This window comes from Pseudomonas sp. WHRI 8519 (genome assembly GCF_040224055.2).
GTDB classification, from domain to species: domain Bacteria; phylum Pseudomonadota; class Gammaproteobacteria; order Pseudomonadales; family Pseudomonadaceae; genus Aquipseudomonas; species Aquipseudomonas putida_X.
Map to the genome: position 1 here is coordinate 1,738,598 of NZ_CP167996.1, position 22,152 is coordinate 1,760,749.

At 63.5% G+C, this 22,152-nt stretch carries 19 protein-coding genes; 13 read left to right on the forward strand and 6 right to left on the reverse strand.

The genetic code is table 11. From position 1 onward, the window contains the following. Positions 1 to 15: 15 nt before the first annotated feature. The 4 genes from ABRP30_RS07910 to ABRP30_RS07925 all read right to left on the reverse strand — a co-directional run bounded on the left by ABRP30_RS07910 (position 16) and on the right by ABRP30_RS07925 (position 4,994). The gene (locus ABRP30_RS07910) at positions 16 to 432 is read right to left on the reverse strand and encodes a DUF1850 domain-containing protein (RefSeq protein WP_267822144.1); all 417 of its coding nucleotides are present in this window, start codon (positions 430 to 432) and stop codon (positions 16 to 18) included. Continuing rightward, positions 429 to 2,456, reverse strand: a complete 2,028-nt coding sequence (locus ABRP30_RS07915; protein WP_267822146.1) for a TRAP transporter permease — start codon at positions 2,454 to 2,456, stop codon at positions 429 to 431. The genes ABRP30_RS07910 and ABRP30_RS07915 overlap by 4 nt, the downstream gene beginning before the upstream one ends. 30 nt (positions 2,457 to 2,486) lie before the next feature. Further along, positions 2,487 to 3,437 (reverse strand): TAXI family TRAP transporter solute-binding subunit, encoded by a 951-nt coding sequence (locus ABRP30_RS07920; protein ID WP_267822148.1) that lies wholly within the window; start codon positions 3,435 to 3,437, stop codon positions 2,487 to 2,489. A gap of 102 nt (positions 3,438 to 3,539) precedes the next feature. After that, the gene (locus tag ABRP30_RS07925) at positions 3,540 to 4,994 is read right to left on the reverse strand and encodes a TrkH family potassium uptake protein (RefSeq protein WP_267822150.1); all 1,455 of its coding nucleotides are present in this window, start codon (positions 4,992 to 4,994) and stop codon (positions 3,540 to 3,542) included. Between the two features lie 261 nt (positions 4,995 to 5,255). Between ABRP30_RS07925 and ABRP30_RS07930 the strand changes: the two genes are divergently transcribed. After that, entirely contained in the window at positions 5,256 to 7,292 is a 2,037-nt protein-coding gene (locus tag ABRP30_RS07930; RefSeq protein ID WP_267822152.1) for an NADPH-dependent 2,4-dienoyl-CoA reductase, read from the forward strand. Between the two features lie 71 nt (positions 7,293 to 7,363). Further along, complete coding sequence (locus ABRP30_RS07935; RefSeq protein ID WP_267822154.1) at positions 7,364 to 8,263, forward strand: 1-aminocyclopropane-1-carboxylate deaminase/D-cysteine desulfhydrase; 900 nt, start codon at positions 7,364 to 7,366, stop codon at positions 8,261 to 8,263. Here the strand turns inward: ABRP30_RS07935 and ABRP30_RS07940 are convergent. Both ABRP30_RS07940 and ABRP30_RS07945 read right to left on the reverse strand, forming a co-directional pair. After that, on the reverse strand, positions 8,254 to 8,799 hold the full coding sequence (locus tag ABRP30_RS07940; RefSeq protein WP_267822156.1) for a cytochrome b: 546 nt from the start codon (positions 8,797 to 8,799) through the stop codon (positions 8,254 to 8,256). The genes ABRP30_RS07935 and ABRP30_RS07940 overlap by 10 nt on opposite strands. A 126-nt stretch (positions 8,800 to 8,925) precedes the next feature. Further along, a complete protein-coding gene (locus tag ABRP30_RS07945; protein WP_267822159.1) occupies positions 8,926 to 9,954 on the reverse strand; it encodes a DUF1853 family protein in 1,029 nt (342 codons plus the stop codon). Here ABRP30_RS07945 and ABRP30_RS07950 point away from each other — a divergent pair. The 11 genes from ABRP30_RS07950 (at position 9,953) to ABRP30_RS08000 (ending at position 22,150) form a co-directional block, all read left to right on the forward strand. After that, complete coding sequence (locus ABRP30_RS07950) at positions 9,953 to 10,843, forward strand: NAD(+) kinase (protein WP_012313480.1); 891 nt, start codon at positions 9,953 to 9,955, stop codon at positions 10,841 to 10,843. The genes ABRP30_RS07945 and ABRP30_RS07950 overlap by 2 nt on opposite strands. Beyond that, entirely contained in the window at positions 10,840 to 11,814 is a 975-nt protein-coding gene (locus ABRP30_RS07955; protein ID WP_241803398.1) for a metallophosphoesterase, read from the forward strand. Before ABRP30_RS07950 ends, ABRP30_RS07955 begins: the two co-directional genes overlap by 4 nt. Continuing rightward, positions 11,811 to 12,689: a rhomboid family intramembrane serine protease gene (locus ABRP30_RS07960; protein WP_267822163.1), complete on the forward strand. Its 879-nt coding sequence runs from the start codon at positions 11,811 to 11,813 to the stop codon at positions 12,687 to 12,689. Before ABRP30_RS07955 ends, ABRP30_RS07960 begins: the two co-directional genes overlap by 4 nt. Before the next feature lie 13 nt (positions 12,690 to 12,702). After that, positions 12,703 to 12,963 (forward strand): YeaC family protein, encoded by a 261-nt coding sequence (locus ABRP30_RS07965; RefSeq protein WP_027596707.1) that lies wholly within the window; start codon positions 12,703 to 12,705, stop codon positions 12,961 to 12,963. After that, positions 12,960 to 13,790 carry a DUF2797 domain-containing protein gene (locus tag ABRP30_RS07970; RefSeq protein WP_349974593.1) on the forward strand — a complete coding sequence of 277 codons (831 nt, stop codon included), beginning with the start codon at positions 12,960 to 12,962 and terminating at the stop codon, positions 13,788 to 13,790. Before ABRP30_RS07965 ends, ABRP30_RS07970 begins: the two co-directional genes overlap by 4 nt. Positions 13,791 to 13,803: 13 nt before the next feature. Further along, a complete protein-coding gene (gene pepN / locus ABRP30_RS07975; RefSeq protein WP_349974591.1) occupies positions 13,804 to 16,461 on the forward strand; it encodes an aminopeptidase N in 2,658 nt (885 codons plus the stop codon). Between the two features lie 415 nt (positions 16,462 to 16,876). After that, entirely contained in the window at positions 16,877 to 17,917 is a 1,041-nt protein-coding gene (locus tag ABRP30_RS07980) for a YCF48-related protein (RefSeq protein WP_267822169.1), read from the forward strand. Beyond that, complete coding sequence (locus ABRP30_RS07985; protein WP_372490418.1) at positions 17,914 to 20,310, forward strand: RND family transporter; 2,397 nt, start codon at positions 17,914 to 17,916, stop codon at positions 20,308 to 20,310. Before ABRP30_RS07980 ends, ABRP30_RS07985 begins: the two co-directional genes overlap by 4 nt. A gap of 147 nt (positions 20,311 to 20,457) precedes the next feature. Continuing rightward, positions 20,458 to 20,751 carry a DUF5629 family protein gene (locus ABRP30_RS07990; protein WP_267822171.1) on the forward strand — a complete coding sequence of 98 codons (294 nt, stop codon included), beginning with the start codon at positions 20,458 to 20,460 and terminating at the stop codon, positions 20,749 to 20,751. Then, positions 20,717 to 21,847, forward strand: coding sequence for a lactonase family protein (locus tag ABRP30_RS07995; protein WP_267822173.1), 1,131 nt, complete (start codon positions 20,717 to 20,719; stop codon positions 21,845 to 21,847). The genes ABRP30_RS07990 and ABRP30_RS07995 overlap by 35 nt, the downstream gene beginning before the upstream one ends. A 123-nt stretch (positions 21,848 to 21,970) precedes the next feature. Further along, positions 21,971 to 22,150 (forward strand): hypothetical protein, encoded by a 180-nt coding sequence (locus ABRP30_RS08000; RefSeq protein WP_267822175.1) that lies wholly within the window; start codon positions 21,971 to 21,973, stop codon positions 22,148 to 22,150. Positions 22,151 to 22,152 lie beyond the last annotated feature (2 nt).

Here is a 22,152-nt window from a genome sequence, read left to right on the forward strand (position 1 = left end):
GCCCTGTATGCGCGCTCAGGGCAGTGCTTTGCGCTGATCGGCGGCTGCACTGCCTTCGCATGCCCAGAAATCCACGGCAGCAATGCTAGGGGTTGGCGGTCCCAGCCAATAGGAGAGGGGCTGGCACCTGCCCTCGACGCACAATTGATAGTCGCCGGCCTCGGGCGTGCGCCCGGCATGCAGAGGTTGCAGCGGGGGCAGATGGCGGTGGTAGTGCCATGCCCCATCACGCAGGCGAGCGTCATCCGGGATCTCCATGCCGGCGCCGCTGCCGCGCACCCGAGCCTCCTGCAGCACCAGGCCTGCCGGTGTCACCTGATAATCCTCCTCCCAGCGGACCTTCTCCACACTGTGCTGCCAGGCCAGGGTAACCTCCTGCAACGGCAGACTGGCCCAGACCACACCGGCAAGCCCGATGCAAAGGCTGGTCATGCCGGTTGCCCGGGCGCGGGCCGGCTGCGCCAGTAATGCCAGCCCATGACGGCAATGCCCAAGGCGAAGCCGACCTCGTCGCTGATGGGCAAGGCAAGAATCAGCGATACACCTGCCATGAACGCCAACAGCCGTTCCCACCATGGCATGGGCATGCGCCAGTGACCGGTGGCCGCGCATCCCCAGAGTGCCACTGCAAACATGGCCTTGATCAGGATGTACAGGGTTGCGCCGACGCTGTCGCCCTGCATCATCAACGCCGGGTCATACACCGCCATGAACGGCACGACGAAACCGGCCATTGCAATGCGTACCGCCCAGAAGCTGATCAATAGCCCTTTCTCTTTGGCAATGGGGGCGGCGGCAAAGCAGGCCAACGCTACCGGCGGCGTCAGGTCGGCAAGGATGCCGAAATAAAACACGAACATGTGTGAGACGATCAGCGGCACCCCGAGCTCCAGCAAGGCCGGCGCGGCGATGGAGCTGGTGATGATGTAATTGGGAATGGTCGGGATACCCATGCCCAGGACCAGGCAGGTCAACATGGTCAAAAGCAGCGACAGGAAAAGGTTTTCCCGGCCCAGGTCGAGAATGTACCCGGCGAATGTCGTCGCCAGGCCGGTTAATGAGATCACCCCGATGATTACCCCGACCAAGGCGCACGCGATACCTACCGGCACCGCATGGCGCGCACCTTCGGCCAGGGCCATGACGCAGGCACGGAGGGTGGCACGTCCACCCTGTATGAACGCGCAGGCGATAGCGAGCGAGGCGATCACCAGCAGGATGACACCAATGCCCATGCGGAAGAACCCTGAGCAGAGGATCCCCAGCGCCACCCAGAAGGCCGCCCGCAACCATGTCTTTTGCGCCCGCAGGATGATTGCCGAACCAAGGATGACGATGGCTGTCAGGGCCAGGCCGACCATCCCCGAATACAGGGGTGTGCGGCCGGAGAACAAAAGGCCGACCAGTACCACCAGGGGTATCAGCAGGAACCAGCGTTGACGCACTGCCTCCCAGGCACTCGGGCATTGCTCGCGGGGTAAACCATGCAGCTGGCTGCGCCGGGCTTCCAGGTGCACCATCCAGTACACCGAGCCGAAATACAGCAAGGCCGGAATGAGCGCGGCCTTCGCCACTTCGGCATAGGGAACGTTGATCGTTTCGGCCATGATGAACGCCACCGCGCCCATGACCGGTGGCATCAGTTGGCTGCCCATGCTTGCGGTCGACTCAACGCCCCCGGCAAATGCCGGCTTGTAGCCGAAGCGCTTCATCAGCGGGATCGTGAACTGCCCGGTGGTGACCACGTTTGCCACCCCTGAACCGGTGATGGTCCCCATCAGCGCCGAGGAGAATACCGAGACTTTTGCCGGCCCCCCGCTGCGATGGCCGAACAGGCCCATGGCAAAGTCAGTGAACAGCCGTATCATGCCGGCCTGTTCAAGGAACGCGCCGAACAGGATGAACAGGTAGATATAGGTCGCCGAGACATAGGTGGGCGTGCCATACAGCCCCTCGGTGCCGAAGGCCAGTTGGTTGACGATCTGATCGAGGCCGTAGCCGCGATGCGCAAGGTCACCGGGCAGGTACTGGCCGAGCAGCCCGTAGGCCAGAAAAAGAGCGCAAATGATGGGCAGGGCGATACCCATCACCCGTCGCGCTGCCTCGAAAACCAGGCCGATCAGCAGCAGGCCGAACACCAGGTCACTGGTGGTCAGTTCCCCGGAGCGTTGAATCAGCTCGCCCTCGAAATGCCACTGGTAGGCAGCAGTGGCCATGCCTGCCAGGCCCAGCAGCCAGCCAAGCGGTTGCCACGGCCTGCGATGACCTGCCCACGGGTAGCTCAGGTACACCACCAGCAGCAAGAACCCTACGTGTACTGCCCGCAGTACCTGACTGGAAACCAGCGGGAAGGCCGCCGTGGCAATCTGAAAGGTCGAAAATGCCAAGGCCACGGCAAAAAGCGTGGCAGGCCAACGGTCGGTACTGGCTTGCAGACCTTGCCCGGTATCACTCATGTGCCGCTCCCCCAGGGGTCGAGTCAATAGTCAGGGGAGCAGGTTTTTCTCCTTGAAGTACCGTTCTGCGCCAGGGTGCAGGGGAATGGGCAGGTTCTTGGCCGCATTCTGCGGCTGGATATCGCTTGCTGCCGAATGGGCAGTGACCAGGCGCGGCAGGTTGTCGAAGATCAGCCGGGTCATGTCATAGGCCAGGTCATCGCTGATATCGGCGCGTGTGACCAGAATATTGGTGATGGCTACGGTTGGCACTTCAGCGTCCTGGCCATCGTATGTCTTGGCGGGAATGCTCGCGGGTTGATAGGCACTGTTGCCGATTTTACTCACGATGGCGGCTGGCACAGGTACGAACACTACCGGCAGGGTAGCGGCCAGGTCACGGATGGCCGCCTGGCCGAGCCCGGAAGATTGCAGCGTGGCGTCCAGCTGACGGTTCTTGATCAGCTCTACGGATTCGGCATACGGCAGGTACTCGACCTTGCCCAGGTCTTGATAGCTGAGCCCCGCGGCCTTGAAGATGGCGCGGGCGTTGAGCTCGGTGCCGGACTTCGGCGCACCGACCGAGATACGTTTGCCTTTGAGGTCTTCCAGCGAGGTGATGCCCGACTCCTTGCTGGCGACGATCTGGATGTAGTTAGGGTAAGTGCCGGCGATGGCGCGCAGTTTCTTCAGCGGTGCTTTGAAGCCGGCTTCGGCGTCCCCCTTCCAGGCGTCGGCCACCGAATCTCCCAGCGCGAACGCCAGCTCGCCCCGGCCGGCTTGCAGTAGATTAAGGTTTTCCACCGAGGCCTTGGTGGCTTGCACTGAGGTCTTGCTGCCCTCGATGCCATGGCTGTAGAGCTGGGATATCCCCACGCCGATGGGGTAGTAGACGCCGCTGGTGCCGCCTGTGAGGATGTTGATGAAGGTTGGCGCGGCCTGGGCTGTTGCACAAGCTGCCAATACGGTGCTGGCCACTGCCAGGCGAAGGGCTCGGTTCATGACATTCTCCGCTTATTGTTCTAGTTCCCTGCGTCAGTAAACCTAGAACGAATAAACGGATCCTGCCCGGATTTATTGGCGCCCAGATTGGCAGGCCTGCAATCAGAACCGCCAGAAGGCAGGCGCGACGAGCACCAGCACGGTGAGAATCTCGAGCCGGCCCAGCAGCATGCCGATGGTCAGCAGCCACTTCGCAGCGTCCGGTAGCGTGCTGAAGTTGCCAGCAGGCCCGATTACGCTGCCCAGGCCTGGCCCAACGTTGCACACAGCTGTCGCCGCGCCACTCAGGGCAGTGGTCCAGTCAAGGCCTATGAGGGTCAGGGCCAATGCGATCACCGCAATGGTCACGGAAAAGAAGAAGGAGAACGTCAGCAGTGAGCGTACGATTTCTTCATCGATGGGGTGACCATTGTATTTTTTCGAGATCATCGCCCGCGGATGAATCAGCTGTTTCAAACTGCTGACCAGCAGCGACGCGGCGACTTGAAAGCGGAATATTTTCAGTCCGCCGGCTGTGGAGCCCGAACATCCACCGACAAAAGTCAGATAGAAGAACAACAGCATGGCGAAGCTGCCCCAGAGCGTGTAGTCCCCTACCGCAATGCCGGTGGTCGTCACAACCGAAGTCACATTGACCGCCACGATGCGCAGCGCATCCCACCACGAAAAGTCACTGTGCAAGCAGAGCCAGGTGCCTACGGTGACCCAGACCAGCAGAAGAAAGCCGAGAAAGCCGCGCACCTGATGGTCCTTGAACAGCACGCGCCGGTGGCCACGCAAGGTCGCCACATACAAGGCGAAGGGCAGGCTTCCCAGGATCATGATCACCACCGCCACCCAATGCACCGCTGGCTGAGTCCAGTGGCCAAGCGATGCATCGGACGTCGAGAACCCACCCGTGGAGATCAGCGACATCGAATGATTGATGGCGTCGAAAGGGGTCATGCCGGCGGCCCACAGGGCCAAGGTGCCGAGCGCGGTCAGCCCCAGGTAGATCGCCAGAATCATCTTTGCCGCGACGTGCGAGCGCGGTGTCACTTTGTCCGACCAGTCCGACGACTCGGTCTGGAACAGGCGCATGCCACCGACACGCAGTAACGGCAGGATTGCGACGGCCATGCCGATGAAGCCGATGCCCCCCAGCCAGTGCAACAGCGATCGCCACATCAGCAGGCCGGGCGATGCGCTGTCCAGGCCGGTTAGCACCGTCGAGCCTGTGGTGGTGATGCCCGACATGGTCTCGAAGAACGCATCCGTGTAGCTGATATGCCGGATGAACACCATGGGCAGGGCTGCGAACGCACAGACGATGACCCAGCTGGCGGTGGTCAGCAGGTACATGTCTCGGGCCCTGAGTTGTGGCGCATCGGGTATGCCACGAGCCACCAGGGCAAGGCCTGCGCACAGGGCGATCAGGCTTGACCACAGGAAGGCACCAAGGTCCTCGCTAAGGCCATACCACAGCAGCGTGGCCATGGGGATGACCATGCTGACCGCAAGGGTAATCAGGAACACGCCGATGATGAAGGCGATGAAGCGCAAAGCGGGGAGAGGCATCGAGCAAGCTCATAGGGGCAATGACGGGCAGTATCGTCTGTAAGGGCAGGATGTCGAGTAAAAATGACGTAAAAAAGCTGAGCCATGTTACAGCAGGCAACGCGAGTCACGTCGCAGCCTTGGCTGTGCACTATGATCAGTAATTTGTAAGTTTCGATCATTGAGCGCATTCAAACGGCTGTTTAATGTCGTGGGCAGATAAACGACGGGGCCCGCCGAGGCACCCGCATTCCGTGATCACGCCACATGGGGAACCGTTCCATGGCTGCCGACCGCTATCCGCACTTGCTGGCCCCGCTCGACCTGGGCTTCACCACCTTGGCCAACCGCACCCTGATGGGGTCGATGCACACAGGCCTTGAGGAGCGCCCCGGTGGCTTCGAGCGCATGGCTGCGTATTTTGCAGAGCGAGCCCGTGGCGGCGTTGGGCTGATGGTCACCGGCGGTATCGCGCCCAACGATGAAGGTGGCGTGTATTCCGGCGCAGCCAAGCTGAGCACCGAGGAGGAGGCTGACAAGCACCGCATCGTCACCGAGGCCGTGCATGCCGCTGGCGGCAAGATCTGCCTGCAGATCCTGCATGCCGGGCGCTATGCCTACAGCCCTCGGCAGGTGGCGCCGAGTGCTATCCAGGCGCCGATCAACCCGTTCAAGCCTAAAGCGCTGGATGAGGCCGGGATCGAGAAGCAGATCGCTGATTTCGTCAATTGCGCCGTGCTGGCAAAGCGCGCCGGTTACGACGGCGTCGAAATCATGGGCTCTGAAGGCTACTTCATCAATCAGTTCCTGGCTGCCCATACCAACCACCGTACTGACCGCTGGGGTGGCAGCTATGAAAACCGTATGCGTCTGGCGGTCGAGATCGTCAGCCGGGTGCGCGACGCCGTGGGCCCTAATTTCATCATCATCTTCCGCCTGTCGATGCTCGATCTGGTAGAAGGTGGCAGCACCTGGGACGAGATCGAGTTGCTGGCCAAAGCCATCGAGCGGGCTGGCGCGACCCTGATCAACACGGGTATCGGCTGGCACGAGGCGCGCATCCCGACCATCGCCACCAAGGTGCCGCGCGCCGCGTTCAGCAAAGTCACCGCCAAGCTGCGCGGGGCGGTGAACATTCCGTTGATCACCACCAACCGCATCAATACCCCCGAAGTGGCTGAAGCCGTGCTGGCCGAGGGCGATGCCGACATGGTCTCGATGGCGCGGCCGTTCCTGGCCGACCCGGAGTTCGTCAACAAGGCGGCGCAGGGGCGCGGCGATGAAATCAACACCTGTATCGGCTGCAATCAGGCGTGCCTGGATCATACCTTCGGCGGCAAGCTGACCAGTTGCCTGGTCAACCCGCGGGCCTGTCACGAAACCGAACTCAATTACCTGCCAGTGAACACGGTCAAGCGCATTGCCGTAGTGGGTGCCGGCCCGGCTGGCCTTGCGGCTGCCACCGTGGCTGCAGAGCGTGGCCACCAGGTGACGCTGTTCGATGCCGCCAGCGAAATTGGCGGGCAGTTCAACGTGGCCAAGCGAGTGCCGGGCAAGGAGGAGTTCTTCGAGACCCTGCGCTATTTCGGCAACAAGGTGAAGAGCACCGGGGTCGAGCTGCGTTTGAACACCCGGGTCGATGTGCCGGCCCTGCTCGAGGGCAAATTCGACGAGATCATCCTGGCCACCGGCATCGCGCCGCGTACACCGGCCATTCCCGGTGTCGAGCATGCCAAGGTGCTCAGCTACCTGGACGTACTGCTCCAGCGCAAGCCAGTGGGTGAGTCGGTTGCAGTGATCGGCGCTGGCGGCATCGGTTTTGACGTCAGCGAATACCTGGTGCACCAGGGCGTGGCCAGCAGCCAGGACCGGGAGGCGTTCTGGAAGGAGTGGGGCATCGACCGCGACCTGCAGGCGCGCGGCGGCGTGGCATGCATCAAGCCCGAGCCGCATGCACCGGCACGGCAGGTGTACCTGCTGCAGCGCAAGACGTCCAAGGTGGGCGATGGCCTGGGCAAGACCACCGGCTGGATCCACCGCACCGGCCTGAAAAACAAGCAGGTACAGATGCTCAACGGCGTTGAGTACCTGAAGATCGACGATGCGGGCCTGCACATTCGTGTCGCTGAAGGGGAGCCGCAGGTTCTGGCGGTGGACAACGTAGTGATCTGCGCCGGGCAGGAGCCGCTGCGGGAGCTGCACGATGGGCTGCTGGCTGCGGGGCAGTCGGTGCACCTGATCGGTGGCGCGGATGTGGCGGCGGAGCTGGATGCCAAACGGGCGATCAACCAGGGCTCGCGTTTGGCGGCAGAGCTGTAAGCCAGCCGGGGCCGCAAAGCGGCCCCAGGTTTTCACTGGTAGACTGGCGGCCTCGCACCAGGCACTGAAACATGTCTACCCGCTTTCATGACCTTCCCCAGGCGCCATTACAGCCCCTTGAGCTTGCTTGGCTGAAAAGCGCCGGCATTGATGCCGCCATCCTGCGCCTGGATCTGATCGACCCTTTGGTCAGCGGCAACAAGTGGTTCAAGCTGCGCCACCACCTGCTGCACGCTCACGCGTCGGGCGCCGCCGGGCTGATCAGCCTGGGCGGCAGCCATTCCAACCACCTCCATGCCCTGGCCGCTGCCGGCAAGCGCTTCGGTTTCGCCACCGTCGGCCTGTTGCGCGGCCATCCACAGGACACGCCCACGGTGCTTGATCTGCAGGCGTTGGGGATGCAATTGCACTGGCTTGGCTACGCAGGCTACCGTGCCCGGCATGACGCCGGCTTCTGGGCACCCTGGCAAGCGCGGTACCCCGGCTGGCACTGCATCCCCGAAGGCGGTGGCGGGCAGGCCGGTGCGCAGGGGTGTGCGTTGATCGTCGAGCAGGCTAAGGCCCAGTTGGGCACAGTGGGGTGGTCGGACTATGACGCCTGGTGGCTGGCCGCTGGCACCGGAACCACCCTGGCCGGCCTGGTGCTGGCCGAAGGCGGCGCACACAGGGTGCATGGCGCCCTGGCAGTGCCCCTGGACCATGGCGTGCCCCAGACCATAACGGCGCTCGCCGGTACGCGCGGCTACCAGTTGCACGATGCTTGCCGAAAGGGGTTTGCCAGGCTCGATGATGAGCTGCTGGCATTCGTCGAGAGCACCGAAAACAGCACGGGGATACCTTTCGAGGCGCTCTACACCGGCAAGGCATTGATGGCCCTGCGTGCGCAGGCCGAGGCCGGGCTGTTCGAGCCTGGCACTCGCCTGATCTTCGTGCACACCGGTGGCCTGCAGGGCCGACGCGGTTACTTGTAGGGCAGCATGCGCAGCAGCGTGTTATCGCGCACGACGTAGTGGTGATAAAGCCCGGCCAGCGCGTGCAGGCCGATCAGCCAATACCCCCAGCTGCCTACGCGTTCATGCCAGCCCTTGATGAACTTGGCCAGGTCCGGGTTCGCGCCGATCAGATGTGGCAGCTCCAGGCCATAGAAGGGCACCGGCTTGTCGGCGGCGCTGAGGATCAGCCAGCCGGCCAGCGGCAAGCCGATCATCAACAGGTACAGCGCCAGGTGCATCAGGTGGGCAAGCCCGGTCTGCCAGGCGGGAGGCTTGGGCACGATGGGCGGCGCAGGGCGCACCAGGCGCACGGCCAGGCGCAGCCAGACCAGCATGAACACCGTCAGGCCGAGCATGAAGTGCAGGTCCTTCATCAGGTTGCGCTCGGCGCTGTGCTTGGGGAACAGGCCACGCAACTCGATGCAGGCGTAGACAGCAGCCAGCAGCACCAGCATCAGCCAGTGCAGGGCGATGGACAGGCGTGCGTAGTGGGGCGCGGGGCTGGATGAAGCCATGGGTGGTCCTCGTCATCAGGTCGAAAGTGGCGCTCTTGGCGGCGCTCAGAGGTAACTGTAATCGTTGCTGGAATAAAATCGTTGCGCTGGGTCGATGAAATCGTGTTTGCGGCCTGGGCCAGCGAGTTACCCGCGCAGGGCTAGGTGCGGCCAGCTGTCTGCCACCAGAAACACCCGAGCCACTTCCTGCCAATCGCCATGCGGGCCGGGTTCGAGCCTGACCAGCATCTGTGCCGGTGCCTGCGGGTCAAGCAGCTCAAGCCATTGCGCGACCTGTGGCAGGGTCCAGACTTGATCGGCCTCGAACCTTGCCGGCGCCAGCCAGGCATGGCGGGGCAGGGGCTGCCAGCGCTGCGCCTCGGCCATTGCCCAATCCCGCCGGCGCAACCACCGCCCACGCAGGTGCTGCGGGTTGGCCCCCTCAGGCGATTCGGCGTGCCCGGGCCACGGATAGAATAGATACCCTGCCAGCCACAGGTGAGCCTGGACTTGGCCAATGCCCAGCCCTGCCAGCGCCGCACGGCTTTGCGCGTCGCCCGACATGGGCAACTGGTGCCCGGCCAGGTGCGCCAGCTTGGTGCCCAGCCGGTCATGGCAACCCGGGCCGAGCCACTGCGCCGGGTCATGGCCTGGGCCGTCCGTGGGCCCCAGGTAAAGCTTTATGGCCAGCTCCAGGTGGTGGGTACCGTCGGCGTCGCGCAGCACAATGTCCAACTCGCCCAGCGTGCGCCCACTGCTGCGGATCGCCAGGTTGGCGGCCAGCAGCTCGACACCGGGCGCCTGGCCCAGGGCGAACTGCCACAGGCCTTCGTAATAAAGGCCCAGGCGCCGGCTGGTGCTGTTTGCCAGCCACTCACGCAGGGGCTGGTCGTCGGCATCCAGCGCCTGTAGCCAGTCTTTGAGGCGCTGCGGGTCTGCCGCCCAGGCGCTGCCTGCCAGCGGATGGCGCTGAGGGCAGGGCGGTGTGCTCAGCAGCGGTGGCGACAGCAGCGTCCAGGCCAGGTCGCGCACGGCGGGGCGGCGCAATTGGCGAGGCAGGTCATGGAGTTCAGCGAAAGGCATCATGCTGCGAGCATAGCCGGTTTGCCGCTGCCCGGTCGTTTCGCCCATAATCGCGGCATAGTCACCCGCCGCAGAGCCTTGCAGGAGCCCCATGGAGCAATTTCGCAATATCGGTATCATCGGCCGCCTTGGCAGCTCGCAGGTGCTCGACACCATTCGCCGACTGAAAAAATTCCTCCTCGAGCGCCACCTGCACGTGATCCTCGAGGACACCATTGCCGAAGTGCTGCCTGGCCACGGCCTGCAGACCTCCACGCGCAAGCTGTTGGGCGAAGTCTGTGACCTGGTCATCGTCGTCGGCGGTGACGGTAGCCTGCTCGGCGCCGCCCGTGCTTTGGCCCGGCACAACATCCCGGTCCTGGGGATCAACCGCGGCAACCTGGGCTTTCTCACCGATATCCGCCCGGACGAGCTGGAAGAAAAGGTCGCTGCAGTGCTCGACGGCCACTACCTGGTGGAAAACCGCTTCCTGCTTCAAGCCGAGGTGCGTCGCCACCACGAGGCCATCGGCCAGGGCGATGCGCTCAATGATGTGGTGCTGCATCCGGGCAAGTCGACGCGGATGATCGAGTTCGAGATCTACATCGACGGCCAGTTCGTCTGCAGCCAGAAGGCCGACGGCCTGATCGTCGCCACCCCGACCGGCTCGACCGCCTACGCGCTGTCGGCTGGCGGCCCGATCATGCACCCCAAGCTCGACGCCATCGTCATCGTGCCCATGTACCCGCACACCCTGTCCGGCCGCCCGATCGTGGTCGACGGCAACAGCGAGCTGAAGATCGTGGTGTCCAAGGACCTGCAGATCTACCCGCAGGTATCCTGCGACGGCCAGAACCACTTCACCTGTGCCCCCGGCGATACCATCACCGTGAGCAAGAAACCGCAGAAACTGCGCCTGATCCACCCGCTGGGCCACAACTACTACGAGGTCTGCCGCACCAAGCTCGGTTGGGGCAGTCGCTTGGGGGGCAGGGACGACTGATGTTCGATCCGGCGCGAAGTTTCGACATCATCGGTGACGTGCATGGCTGTGCGCTGACCCTCGAACGCCTGCTCGACACCCTCGGCTACAAGCGTGTCGGCGGCGTCTGGTGCCACCCGCGGCGTCAGGCGCTGTTCCTTGGCGACATCGTCGACCGCGGCCCGCGTATCCGGGAGGCGCTGCACATCGTCCACGACATGGTCGAGGCCGGCCAGGCCTTCTGCATCATGGGCAACCATGAGTACAACGCCCTGGGCTGGGTAACCCCGGCGCTGCCCGGCAGCGGCAAGGCCTATGTGCGTGAGCACACCCCACGCCACGCCCGCCTGATCGACGAGACCCTGACCCAGTTCGCCCACCACCCCGGTGACTGGCACGATTTTCTGCAGTGGTTCTACGACATGCCGCTGTTCCTCGACGCCGGGCGGTTCCGCTTGGTGCATGCCTGCTGGGACCCGCGGCTGATCGACCCGTTGCGCCAGCAATACCCGGACGGGCGCATCGACGAGCACTTCATCCAGGCCTCGGCCGTGCCCGGCAGCTTCGCCTCCACGGTCTGCAACCGTCTGTTGCGCGGCACCGACATGCGCCTGCCGGACGGCCTGACACTGACCGGCGGCGATGGCCTGACCCGCGCCTTCTTCCGGACCAAGTTCTGGGAAGAAGACCCGAAGACCTACGGCGATATCGTCTTCCAACCGGACGCGCTGCCCGATGAGGTCGCCCGCACGCCGCTCAGCCACACCGAGAAGAATGCCTTGCTACGCTATGGCGAAGAGGAGCCGCTGCTGTTCGTCGGCCATTACTGGCGCAGCGGCCGCCCGGCACCGATACGCCCCAACCTGGCCTGCCTGGACTACAGTGCGGTGCTGTACGGCAAGCTGGCGGCCTATCGGCTGGATGATGAAACCCGGATCGACCCGCACAAGTTCGTCTGGGTCGACGTCGATCGACCGCAGGCCAATCAATGAATATCGTCGAAGTGATACGCCTGCCGCTGTCGGTCGACCTCAGCGGCTTCGTCCACCTGTTGCAGCGCCTGCAGGTGCCGCACCGGGTCAGCGAAGAAGGCGAGGTGCAGGTGCTCTGGGCCCCGGAAACCATGGCTGAAGATGTTCTTCAGCTGTACCAGCGCTACCCTGACGGCAATGCTGATGTCGAGCTTGCGCAGCCGCCTGTGGGCGCTGGCTCGCCGGCGAAAGGGCCGACCCTGGCCGAGCAGGCGAAAGCCTGCAAGGTAACCGCCGCCGTCCTTTTCCTGTGCCTGATCGTCGCCGGCCTGACCGGCCTGGGCGATAACCTCACCACCATCAGCTGGTTCACCTTCCTCGACTACCGCGTCCAGGGTGAATACCTGCACTTCACCCCGCTGGCCCAGGGCCTCGCCGAAGGCCAATGGTGGCGCCTGGTGTCGCCGATGCTGCTGCATTTCGGCGTCCTGCACCTGGCCATGAACGGCATGTGGTACTGGGAACTGGGCAAACGCATCGAACTGCGCCAGGGCCCTTGGGCGCTGGCTGGCCTGACCTTGCTGTTCAGCCTGGTATCCAACCTTGCCCAGCACTACACCAGTGGCCCGAGCCTGTTCGGCGGCCTGTCCGGGGTGCTGTACGGCTTGCTCGGGCATGTCTGGCTGTACCAGTGGCTGGCGCCCAACCCACACTTCAGCCTGCCCAAGGGCGTGCTGGTGATGATGCTCATCTGGCTGGTCATTTGCCTGACCGGTGTGGTCGGCCAACTCGGTTTTGGCCAGATCGCCAACGCCGCGCACGTCGGCGGGCTGCTCATCGGATGCCTGACGGGCCTCTTGGGTGGTGCGCTGGCGCGGCGTAAACTGTCCGCTTGATTTAGGAGACGCTATGTCCACGTTCGCGCAAATGATCGAAAACATCACGCCGGAAATCTACGAAAGCCTGAAAACGGCCGTGGAGATCGGCAAATGGTCCGATGGCCGCAAGCTCACCGCCGAGCAGAAGGAGCTGTCGCTGCAGGCGGTGATCGCCTGGGAGATGAAGAACCTGCCAGAAGACCAGCGTACCGGCTACATGGGGCCTCAGGAGTGCGCATCGAAGTCTGCGCCGATCCCTAACATTCTGTTCAAGTCGGACTCGGTACATTGATCGAACTCGCTCGTGGCTCATTGAGCAAGATGGCGGTAAGCCTGGAAGCACCCGTGGTGCAGTACAGTTTTCGCCTGGATGACACCCAGGTGCCGGTCAACCCGCTGATCGGCCAGACCCTGCGCCTGCACTACCTCGGCGCCATTCACTGCAGCCATTGCGGCAAACGCACCAAGACCAGCTTCAGCCAGGGTTACTGCTACCCCTGCATGACCAAGCTGGCCCAGTGCGACATGTGCATCATGGCGCCGGAACGCTGCCACTACGACGCCGGCACCTGCCGCGAGCCGTCCTGGGGCGAGCAGTTCTGCATGACCGATCACGTGGTCTACCTGGCCAACTCGTCCGGGGTCAAGGTTGGCATCACCCGCGCTACGCAGTTGCCCACCCGCTGGCTTGACCAGGGGGCGAGCCAGGCGCTGCCGATCATGCGTGTGGCGACCCGCCAGCAATCGGGCCTGGTCGAAGACGTATTGCGCAGCCAGGTGCCGGACCGCACCAACTGGCGCGCGCTGCTCAAGGGCGATGCCGAAGTGCTCGACCTGGTGGCCATTCGCGAGCAGCTCTTCGATGCCTGCGCCGATGGCCTGCGCGACCTGCAGGCGCGCTTCGGCCTGCAGGCGATCCAGCCGCTGCCCGATGCCGAAGTGGTGCACATGAAATACCCGGTCCATGCCTACCCGAAAAAGATCGTCAGTTTCAACCTCGACAAGGACCCGGTGGTGGAAGGCACGCTGCTGGGCATCAAGGGGCAGTACCTGATCTTCGATACCGGCGTGATCAATATTCGCAAGTACACGGCCTACCAGTTGGCCGTGCTCCAGTAAAAAGGACCTGCACATGCGTACCGAACAACCGCAAGTGATCTACCTCAAGGACTACCAGGCGCCCGATTACCTGATCGACGAGACGCACCTGACCTTCGAGCTGTTCGAGGACCACACGCTGGTCCATGCGCAACTGGTCATGCGCCGCAACCCGGCACGCGGTGCCGGCCTGCCGCCACTGGTGCTCGACGGCCAGCAGCTCGAACTGCTGCGCGCCTCGCTGGACGATCAGCAACTGCAGGCCAGCGACTACCAGCTCGAAGCCGACAGCCTGACGCTGCACCCCAAGGCCGAGCGTTTCACCCTGGACACCAGCGTCAAGATCCACCCCGAGAGCAACACCGCGCTGGAAGGCCTGTACAAGTCCGGCAAGATGTTCTGCACACAGTGTGAGGCCGAGGGTTTCCGCAAGATCACCTACTACCTCGACCGCCCGGACGTGATGAGCACCTTCACCACCACGGTGATCGCCGAGCAGCATCGCTACCCGGTGCTGCTGTCCAACGGCAACCCGATCGGCAGTGGCCCGGCTGAAGATGGCCGTCACTGGGCGACCTGGGAAGACCCGTTCATGAAACCGGCCTACCTGTTCGCGCTGGTGGCCGGTGACCTGTGGTGCGTCGAGGACACCTTCGTGCGCCAGTCCGGGCGCGATGTGACCCTGCGCATCTATGTCGAGCCCGAGAACATCGACAAGTGCGACCACGCCATGGTCAGCCTGAAGAAGTCCATGCGCTGGGATGAGGAAGTCTATGGCCGTGAATACGACCTGGACATCTTCATGATCGTCGCGGTCAACGACTTCAACATGGGCGCCATGGAAAACAAGGGCCTGAACATCTTCAACTCCAGCTGCGTGCTGGCCCGCGCCGAAACCGCCACCGATGCTGCCCACCAGCGGGTCGAAGGCGTGGTTGCCCACGAGTATTTCCACAACTGGTCGGGCAACCGCGTGACCTGCCGCGACTGGTTCCAGCTGTCGCTCAAGGAAGGCTTCACGGTGTTCCGCGATGCCGAATTCAGCGCTGACATGAACTCGCGCACGGTCAAGCGCATCGAGGACGTCGCCTACCTGCGGACCCACCAGTTCGCCGAAGACGCAGGGCCCATGGCCCACCCGGTGCGCCCGGACAGCTTCATCGAGATTTCCAACTTCTACACCCTGACCGTGTACGAGAAGGGCGCCGAAGTGGTGCGCATGGTCCGTACCCTGCTGGGCGCCGAGGGTTTCCGCAAGGGCAGCGACCTGTACTTCGAACGCCATGATGGCCAGGCGGTCACCACCGACGATTTCATCAAGGCCATGGAAGACGCCAACGGCGTCGACTTCACCCAGTTCAAGCGCTGGTACAGCCAGGCGGGCACCCCGCGCCTGGAGGTCAGCGAGGTCTACGACGCCACGGCACACACCTACAGCCTGACCTTCCGCCAGAGCTGCCCGCAGACGCCGGACAAGGCCGAGAAGCTGCCGTTCGTGATCCCGGTCGAGCTGGGCCTGCTCGATGCCGAGGGCAACGACCTGCCTCTGCGCCTGGCCGGTGAGGCCGCCGCGGTGGGCACTGCCCGCGTGCTGTCGGTGACCGAGGCTGAGCAGACCTTCACGTTCGAAGGTATCCAGGCCAAGCCGCTGCCATCGCTGCTGCGCGGCTTCAGTGCGCCGGTGAAGCTGAGCTTCCCGTACGACCGGGACCAGCTGATGTTCCTGATGCAGCACGACAGCGATGGCTTCAACCGCTGGGAAGCGGGCCAGCAGTTGGCTGTACAGGTGCTGCAGGAACTGATCGGCCAGCATCAGCGTGGTGAAGCGCTGCAGCTTGACCAACGCCTGATCACGGCACTGGGCACAGTGCTGGGCAACGAATCCCTGGACGCCGCGATGGTTTCCGAGATGCTGTCGCTGCCGGGCGAAGCCTACCTGACCGAGATCAGCCAGGTGGCCGATGTCGACGCGATCCACGCGGCACGCGAGTTCGCCCGCCGGCAGATCGCCGAGCAGCTGTTCGATGGCCTGTGGGCGCGCTACCAGGCGCACCGCGAGGTGTCGCGCACCACCGCCTACGTCGCCGCGGCCGAGCACTTCGCCCGTCGCAGCCTGCAGAACATCGCCCTGTCGTACCTGATGCTCAGCGGTAAGGCGCAGGTGCTGGAAGCGACCCTGGAGCAGTTCGAGCACTGCGACAACATGACCGAGCGCCTGACCGCGCTGGCCGTGCTGGTCAACTCGCCGTTCGAGGCGGAGCGCGCCAAGGCGCTGGAAACCTTTGCCGAGCACTTCAAGGACAACCCGCTGGTCATGGACCAGTGGTTCAGTGTGCAGGCAGCCAGCACGCTGCCCGGCGGGCTGGCGCGGGTCAAAGCGCTCATGCAGCACCCGGCGTTCACCTTGAAGAACCCGAACAAGGTACGGGCGCTGATCGGTGCCTTTGCCGGGCAGAACCTGGTCAACTTCCATGCCGCCGATGGCTCGGGCTATCGCTTCCTGGCGGACCTGGTGATCGAGCTCAATGCGCTGAACCCGCAGATCGCTTCGCGTCAACTGGCGCCGCTGACCCGCTGGCGCAAGTATGACGACGCGCGTCAGGCGTTGATGAAGGTTGAACTGGAGCGGATTCTCGCTTCCGGGGCGCTGTCCAGTGATGTGTATGAGGTGGTGAGCAAAAGCTTGGCGTGAAGCCTTGGCTGCCCCACAAGTGATGCACATGGCTTCAGTGCGGTGCATCACTTGGGCGTGCGACTGTCTTGCCAGCGATCCAGTGCAGCGGTGAATGGCACCGGCTTCACCGGTGATCGCCGGCAAGCCGGTTCCCACAGGGAGTTGGACCGGCTTTTAGAAATTGGGCAAGAAGGTTGCTTCCACAGGCAAAGCGCAGCCTGAAGAACTGCGCGATCGTGGTGGGAGCCGGCTTGCCGGCGATTGGGCTGTGCAACAGCCCCCTTTCTGGTTAACAAAACATAACGTCCCGCTCGTTGTGTTCCCGCAATCATCCCCGCTACGATGGCCCGAAGCTATTGCAGGCCTCTACTACAGGGTTTTCGCAGTACCTGCAAGGCACAGACCCACCAAGAACAACAAACAGGGGATGGTCATGAGGGAGCGGGTGATGACGCATGCCAGGCGCAGTGCCTGGCCGTTGGCGGCCAGCGCAATGCTGGCGCTGGCACTGGCGATGTGGGCGGGGAGCACGCAGGCCGCCGCTGCCCAGGAGTATTCCACCGAATCGGCAAAGGCCAGCCAGAGCCTGCTGATCGACGCCGCTCATGCTGGCAAGCGCCTGGTGGTGGTGGGCGATCGCGGCCACATTCTGTTCTCCGATGACCAGGGCAAGACCTGGACCCAAGCGCGGGTGCCTACGCGGCAATTGCTCACCGCAGTGTTCTTCATCGACGACAAGCGTGGCTGGGCAGTCGGGCACGACGCGCAGATTCTCGCCAGCAACGACGGCGGTGCGACCTGGAGCAAGCAGTTCGAAGACCTTGCCCGTGAAGCCCCGCTGCTCGATGCCACTTTCCTCGATGCCCAGCACGGCTTTGCCGTAGGCGCCTACGGTGCATTGCTGGAAACCCGCGACGGCGGCCAGCACTGGCAGGACGTCGCCGAGCGCCTGGACAACCCCGACCAGATGCACCTCAACGGTATTGCCCAGATCAGGGATGCCGGCCTGTTCATCGTCGGCGAGCAGGGCAGCATGTTCCGCTCCAGTGACAGCGGGCAGAGCTGGAGCAAGGTCGACGGGCCCTACGAGGGCTCGCTGTTCGGCGTGATCGGCACCGCCCAGCCGCAGACGTTGTTGGCCTATGGCCTGCGCGGCAACCTGTTCCGCTCCACGGACTTCGGCGACAGCTGGCAGCCGATCGAACTCAAGGCTGCACGCGGCAACCTCGAATTCGGCCTGGCCAGCGCTACGCTTCTGGATGATGGCAGCCTGGTATTGGTCGGTAATGGCGGCAGCGTGCTGCGCAGTATCGATGACGGGAAGCGCTTCACGGTCTACAACCGCGCCGACCGTATCGCTTTGGCCGGCGTCAGCGGCCTGGCCAATGGTGGCTTGCTGCTGGTAGGGCAGGGTGGTGTCCACCTGGCCACCGCTGAAGGAGCCGACCAGGCAGCCCAGGAGCCTCGCCCATGACCAGTCGAGAGAGCATCATGCACCCCCACCACCAGGACAAGCCCACGCTGCTGGAACGCCTGATTTTCAACAACCGCCCGGTGGTCATCGCCCTGTGCGTGCTGGTGAGCATCTTCCTGTTCTGGCAGGCCTCGCAGATCCGCCCCTCGACCAGCTTCGAGAAGATGATCCCGCTCGAACACCCGTTCATCGAGCAGATGATGGCGCACCGCAACGACCTGGCCAACCTCGGCAACACCGTGCGCATTTCGGTCGAGGCGGTCAACGGCGACATTTTCGACAAGGACTACATGGAGACCCTGCGCCAGATCCATGACGAGGTGTTCTACATCCCCGGCGTCGACCGTGCGGGCCTCAAGTCGTTGTGGAGCCCCAGCGTGCGCTGGAGTGAAGTCACCGAGGAGGGGTTCTCCGGCGGTGAAGTCATCCCCAATACCTACGACGGTTCGCAGGACAGCCTCGACTCACTGCGCGACAACGTGCTCAAGTCCGGCCAGGTCGGGCGCCTGGTGGGCAACAACTTCAAGTCCAGCATCGTCGATGTACCTTTGCTGGAAAGCTACCCCGATCCGCAAGACCCCGGTAAGCAGGTCAAGCTGGACTACCAGCAGTTCTCGCATCTGCTCGAGGAGAAAATCCGCGACAAGTTCCAGGCACAGAACCCCAATGTGAAGGTGCACATCGTCGGCTTCGCCAAAAAGGTCGGTGACCTGATCGACGGCCTGGTAATGGTGGCGATGTTCTTTGGTGTCGCCCTGGTCATCACCTGGGTCTTGCTCTACTGGTTCACCTGGTGCATCCGCAGCACCATCGCCGTGCTGATCACCACCTTGGTGGCAGTGGTCTGGCAATTGGGCCTGATGCATGTGGTGGGCTTTGGCCTGGACCCTTACTCGATGCTGGTGCCATTCCTGATCTTCGCCATCGGCATTTCCCATGGGGTGCAGAAGATCAACGGCATCGCCCTGCAGTCCAGTGACGCCGAGAATGCCCTGACCGCCGCCCGGCGCACCTTCCGCCAGCTGTTCCTGCCCGGGATGATCGCCATTCTCGCCGACGCCGTGGGCTTCATTACCCTGCTGATCATCGACATCGGCGTGATCCGCGAACTTGCCATCGGTGCGTCGATCGGCGTGGCGGTCATCGTCTTCACCAACCTGATCCTGCTGCCGGTCGCGATTTCCTATATCGGCATCAGCAAAAAGGCCATCGAGCGCAGCAAGAAGGACGCCACCCGTGAGCACCCGTTCTGGCGCCTGCTGTCGAATTTCGCCAGTGCCAAGGTGGCGCCGGTGTCCATTGCCCTGGCCCTGGTCGCCTTCGCTGGCGGCTTGTGGTACAGCCAGAACCTGAAAATCGGCGATCTCGACCAGGGCGCGCCGGAGCTGCGCCCGGACTCGCGCTACAACCAGGACAACAACTTCATCATCAGCAACTACTCCACCAGCTCCGATGTGTTGGTGGTGATGGTCAAGACGCCCGCCGAAAGCTGCTCGATCCACTCGACCATGGCACCGATCGACGAGCTGATGTGGACCATGGAAAACACCCCCGGCGTGCAGTCGGCGATCTCCCTGGTGACGGTGTCCAAGCAGGTGATCAAGGGCATGAACGAGGGCAGCCTGAAATGGGAAACCTTGTCGCGCAACCCTGACATCCTCAACAATTCCATCGCCCGCGCCGACGGCCTGTACAACGCCGACTGCTCGCTGGCACCGGTGCTGGTGTTCCTCAACGACCACAAGGCCGAAACCCTCGAGCGGGTCACCAGCGCTGCCAAGGCGTTTGCCGAAAGCCACGACAAGAACGGCTTGCAGTTCCTGCTGGCGGCGGGCAACGCCGGGATCGAGGCCGCGACCAACGAGGTGATCAAGTCGGCCGAGCTGACCATCCTGATCCTGGTGTACATCTGCGTGGCGGTGATGTGCCTGATCACCTTCCGCTCCTTTGCTGCCACTTTGTGCATCGTCCTGCCGCTGGTGCTGACCTCGGTGCTGGGCAATGCGCTGATGGCATTCATGGGGATCGGCGTGAAGGTCGCCACCTTGCCCGTGGTGGCGCTGGGCGTGGGTATCGGTGTCGACTACGGCATCTACATCTACAGCCGTCTGGAAAGCTTCCTGCGTGCCGGCCTACCGCTGCAGGAGGCCTATTACCAGACCCTGCGCTCGACCGGCAAGGCGGTGCTGTTCACCGGCCTGTGCCTGGCCATCGGCGTGTGCACCTGGATCTTCTCGGCCATCAAGTTCCAGGCCGACATGGGGCTGATGCTGACCTTCATGCTGCTGTGGAACATGTTCGGTGCGCTGTGGCTGCTGCCGGCGCTGGCGCGGTTCCTGATCAAGCCCGAGAAGATGGCAGGCAAGCAGGGCGGTTCGATCTTCGCCCATTGAGTGCAGGGGCCGCTTTGCGGCCCATCGCTGGCAAGCCATCCCCACAAGGCCTGTGGAAGCTGGCTTGCCGGCGATCACCTGTGAAGCCGGTGCCATGCAACGCAGGGTCAAGGTTATAATGCCGGCTCACTTGCAATGGGTACCCCCATGTCCTCCCTCACCACCGCCCTCGCATCCTGCGACATGCTACTGATCGACGGCCTCCACGCCTTCGACTTCACCCTCGATGCAACAGGCCTGACGGTCGAATGCATGGACGGCCGCCAACACCGTCGCTGGACCTTCACTGCCGAACAGGTCGCCGCCGCCATCGGTGCCGGTGACGAGTGGCAACTGCACGATGCCCAGGGTGAGCATCGTCTAGTCTGTATGAGTGCCTTTCGCGCCCCGGATGAAGAAGAACACCATGAACCGGACTTGGACGAGCCTGCTGACCGCTAGCCTCATGACCCTGACTTTCACTACCCAGGCTGCCACGCTGCTGGTGGGCAGTTACACCGATGGCGCCAGCCAAGGTATCTACCGCTACCTGTTCGACAGCAAGACTGGCCGTATCGACCCCACGCCGCAGCAGGTGGTCAAGAGCGTCAGCCCGTCGTGGCTGGTACTCTCGGCCGACCAGCGGCAACTGTTCACGGTCAACGAAACGCCGCAGGGCCATGCCAGCAGTTTCAGTGTGAACGGCAACGGCGAGATCAAGCCGCTCAACCAGGTGGCCAGCGGTGGCGATGAACCGACTCACGCCAGCCTGAGCCGCGACCAGCGTTACCTGTTCGTTGCCAACTATGCTGTCGCCCCCGACCCGGGCGGCAGCCTGGTGGTGATCCCGGTGGCCAAGGACGGCAAGCTCAAGGAGGTGGTGCAACAAGCCCGGCACAAGGCCAGCGGCGTCAACCCCGAGCGCCAGGCCGGTGCCCATGTGCACGCCGTGGTGCTGTCGCCCGATGGCAGCCACCTGTATGCCAGCGACCTGGGCGCGGACAAGGTGTTCATCTACCGCTACGACGGCGCCAGCGTCGACCGGCCCCTGAGCGCTGCGATACCGGCGTCCGTCGAGTTGCCGCCCGGCAGCGGCCCGCGTCATCTGTTGTTCGATGCCAAGGGGCGGCATGCCTACCTGACACTGGAAATGAGCGCCGAAGTGGTCGTGTTCGATGTCGACGACGCTGCGCTGCACGAACGCCAGCGCCTGCCGCTGACCGAGCAGAAAGACGCTGCGGCCAAGGCGGCGGGCGGACTGCACCTGTCGGCAGACGGGCGCTTCCTGTATGTCAGCAACCGTGGCACAGCCAACGAGATCGTGGTTTTCAGCGTGGGCAAAGAGGACGGCCAATTGGCCTTTTTGCAGCGCCGTTCGGTAGAGGGCGACCACCCACGGGAGTTCGCGCTGGACCCAAGCGAAAACTTCCTGCTGGTGGCCAACCAGAAGAGCAACCAGATCGTGGTCATCCGCCGCGACCCGCGTACTGGCAAGCTCGGTGAAACCGTGCAGACCTTGCCACAGGACGCGCCTTCGGACCTGAAGTTTATCGATTGACTATCGATGGACGTGATAATCCCTACCACCGCAATGAATTTCTGTGGCAGACCTCAGCGGCGTAAGTTTGACCCAAGGCCCAGACGGGCCAACGTCAAACCACCGAAGTCGAGGTCAGCCCAGATGAACTTCAATCTTTTCCCGGTCATCGCCGCATCCGCCCGTTCCGCCTCAGTCGTGCTGCCGGCGCATGCCCAGGCTGATACCCGCAACAAGGTAACCGCCACCCACAGCTATACCGAGCAGTACCTGCGCCAGAGCGCCCATTTTCATGCGGCCTTGAGCGCTAAACCCAACCATTGAGC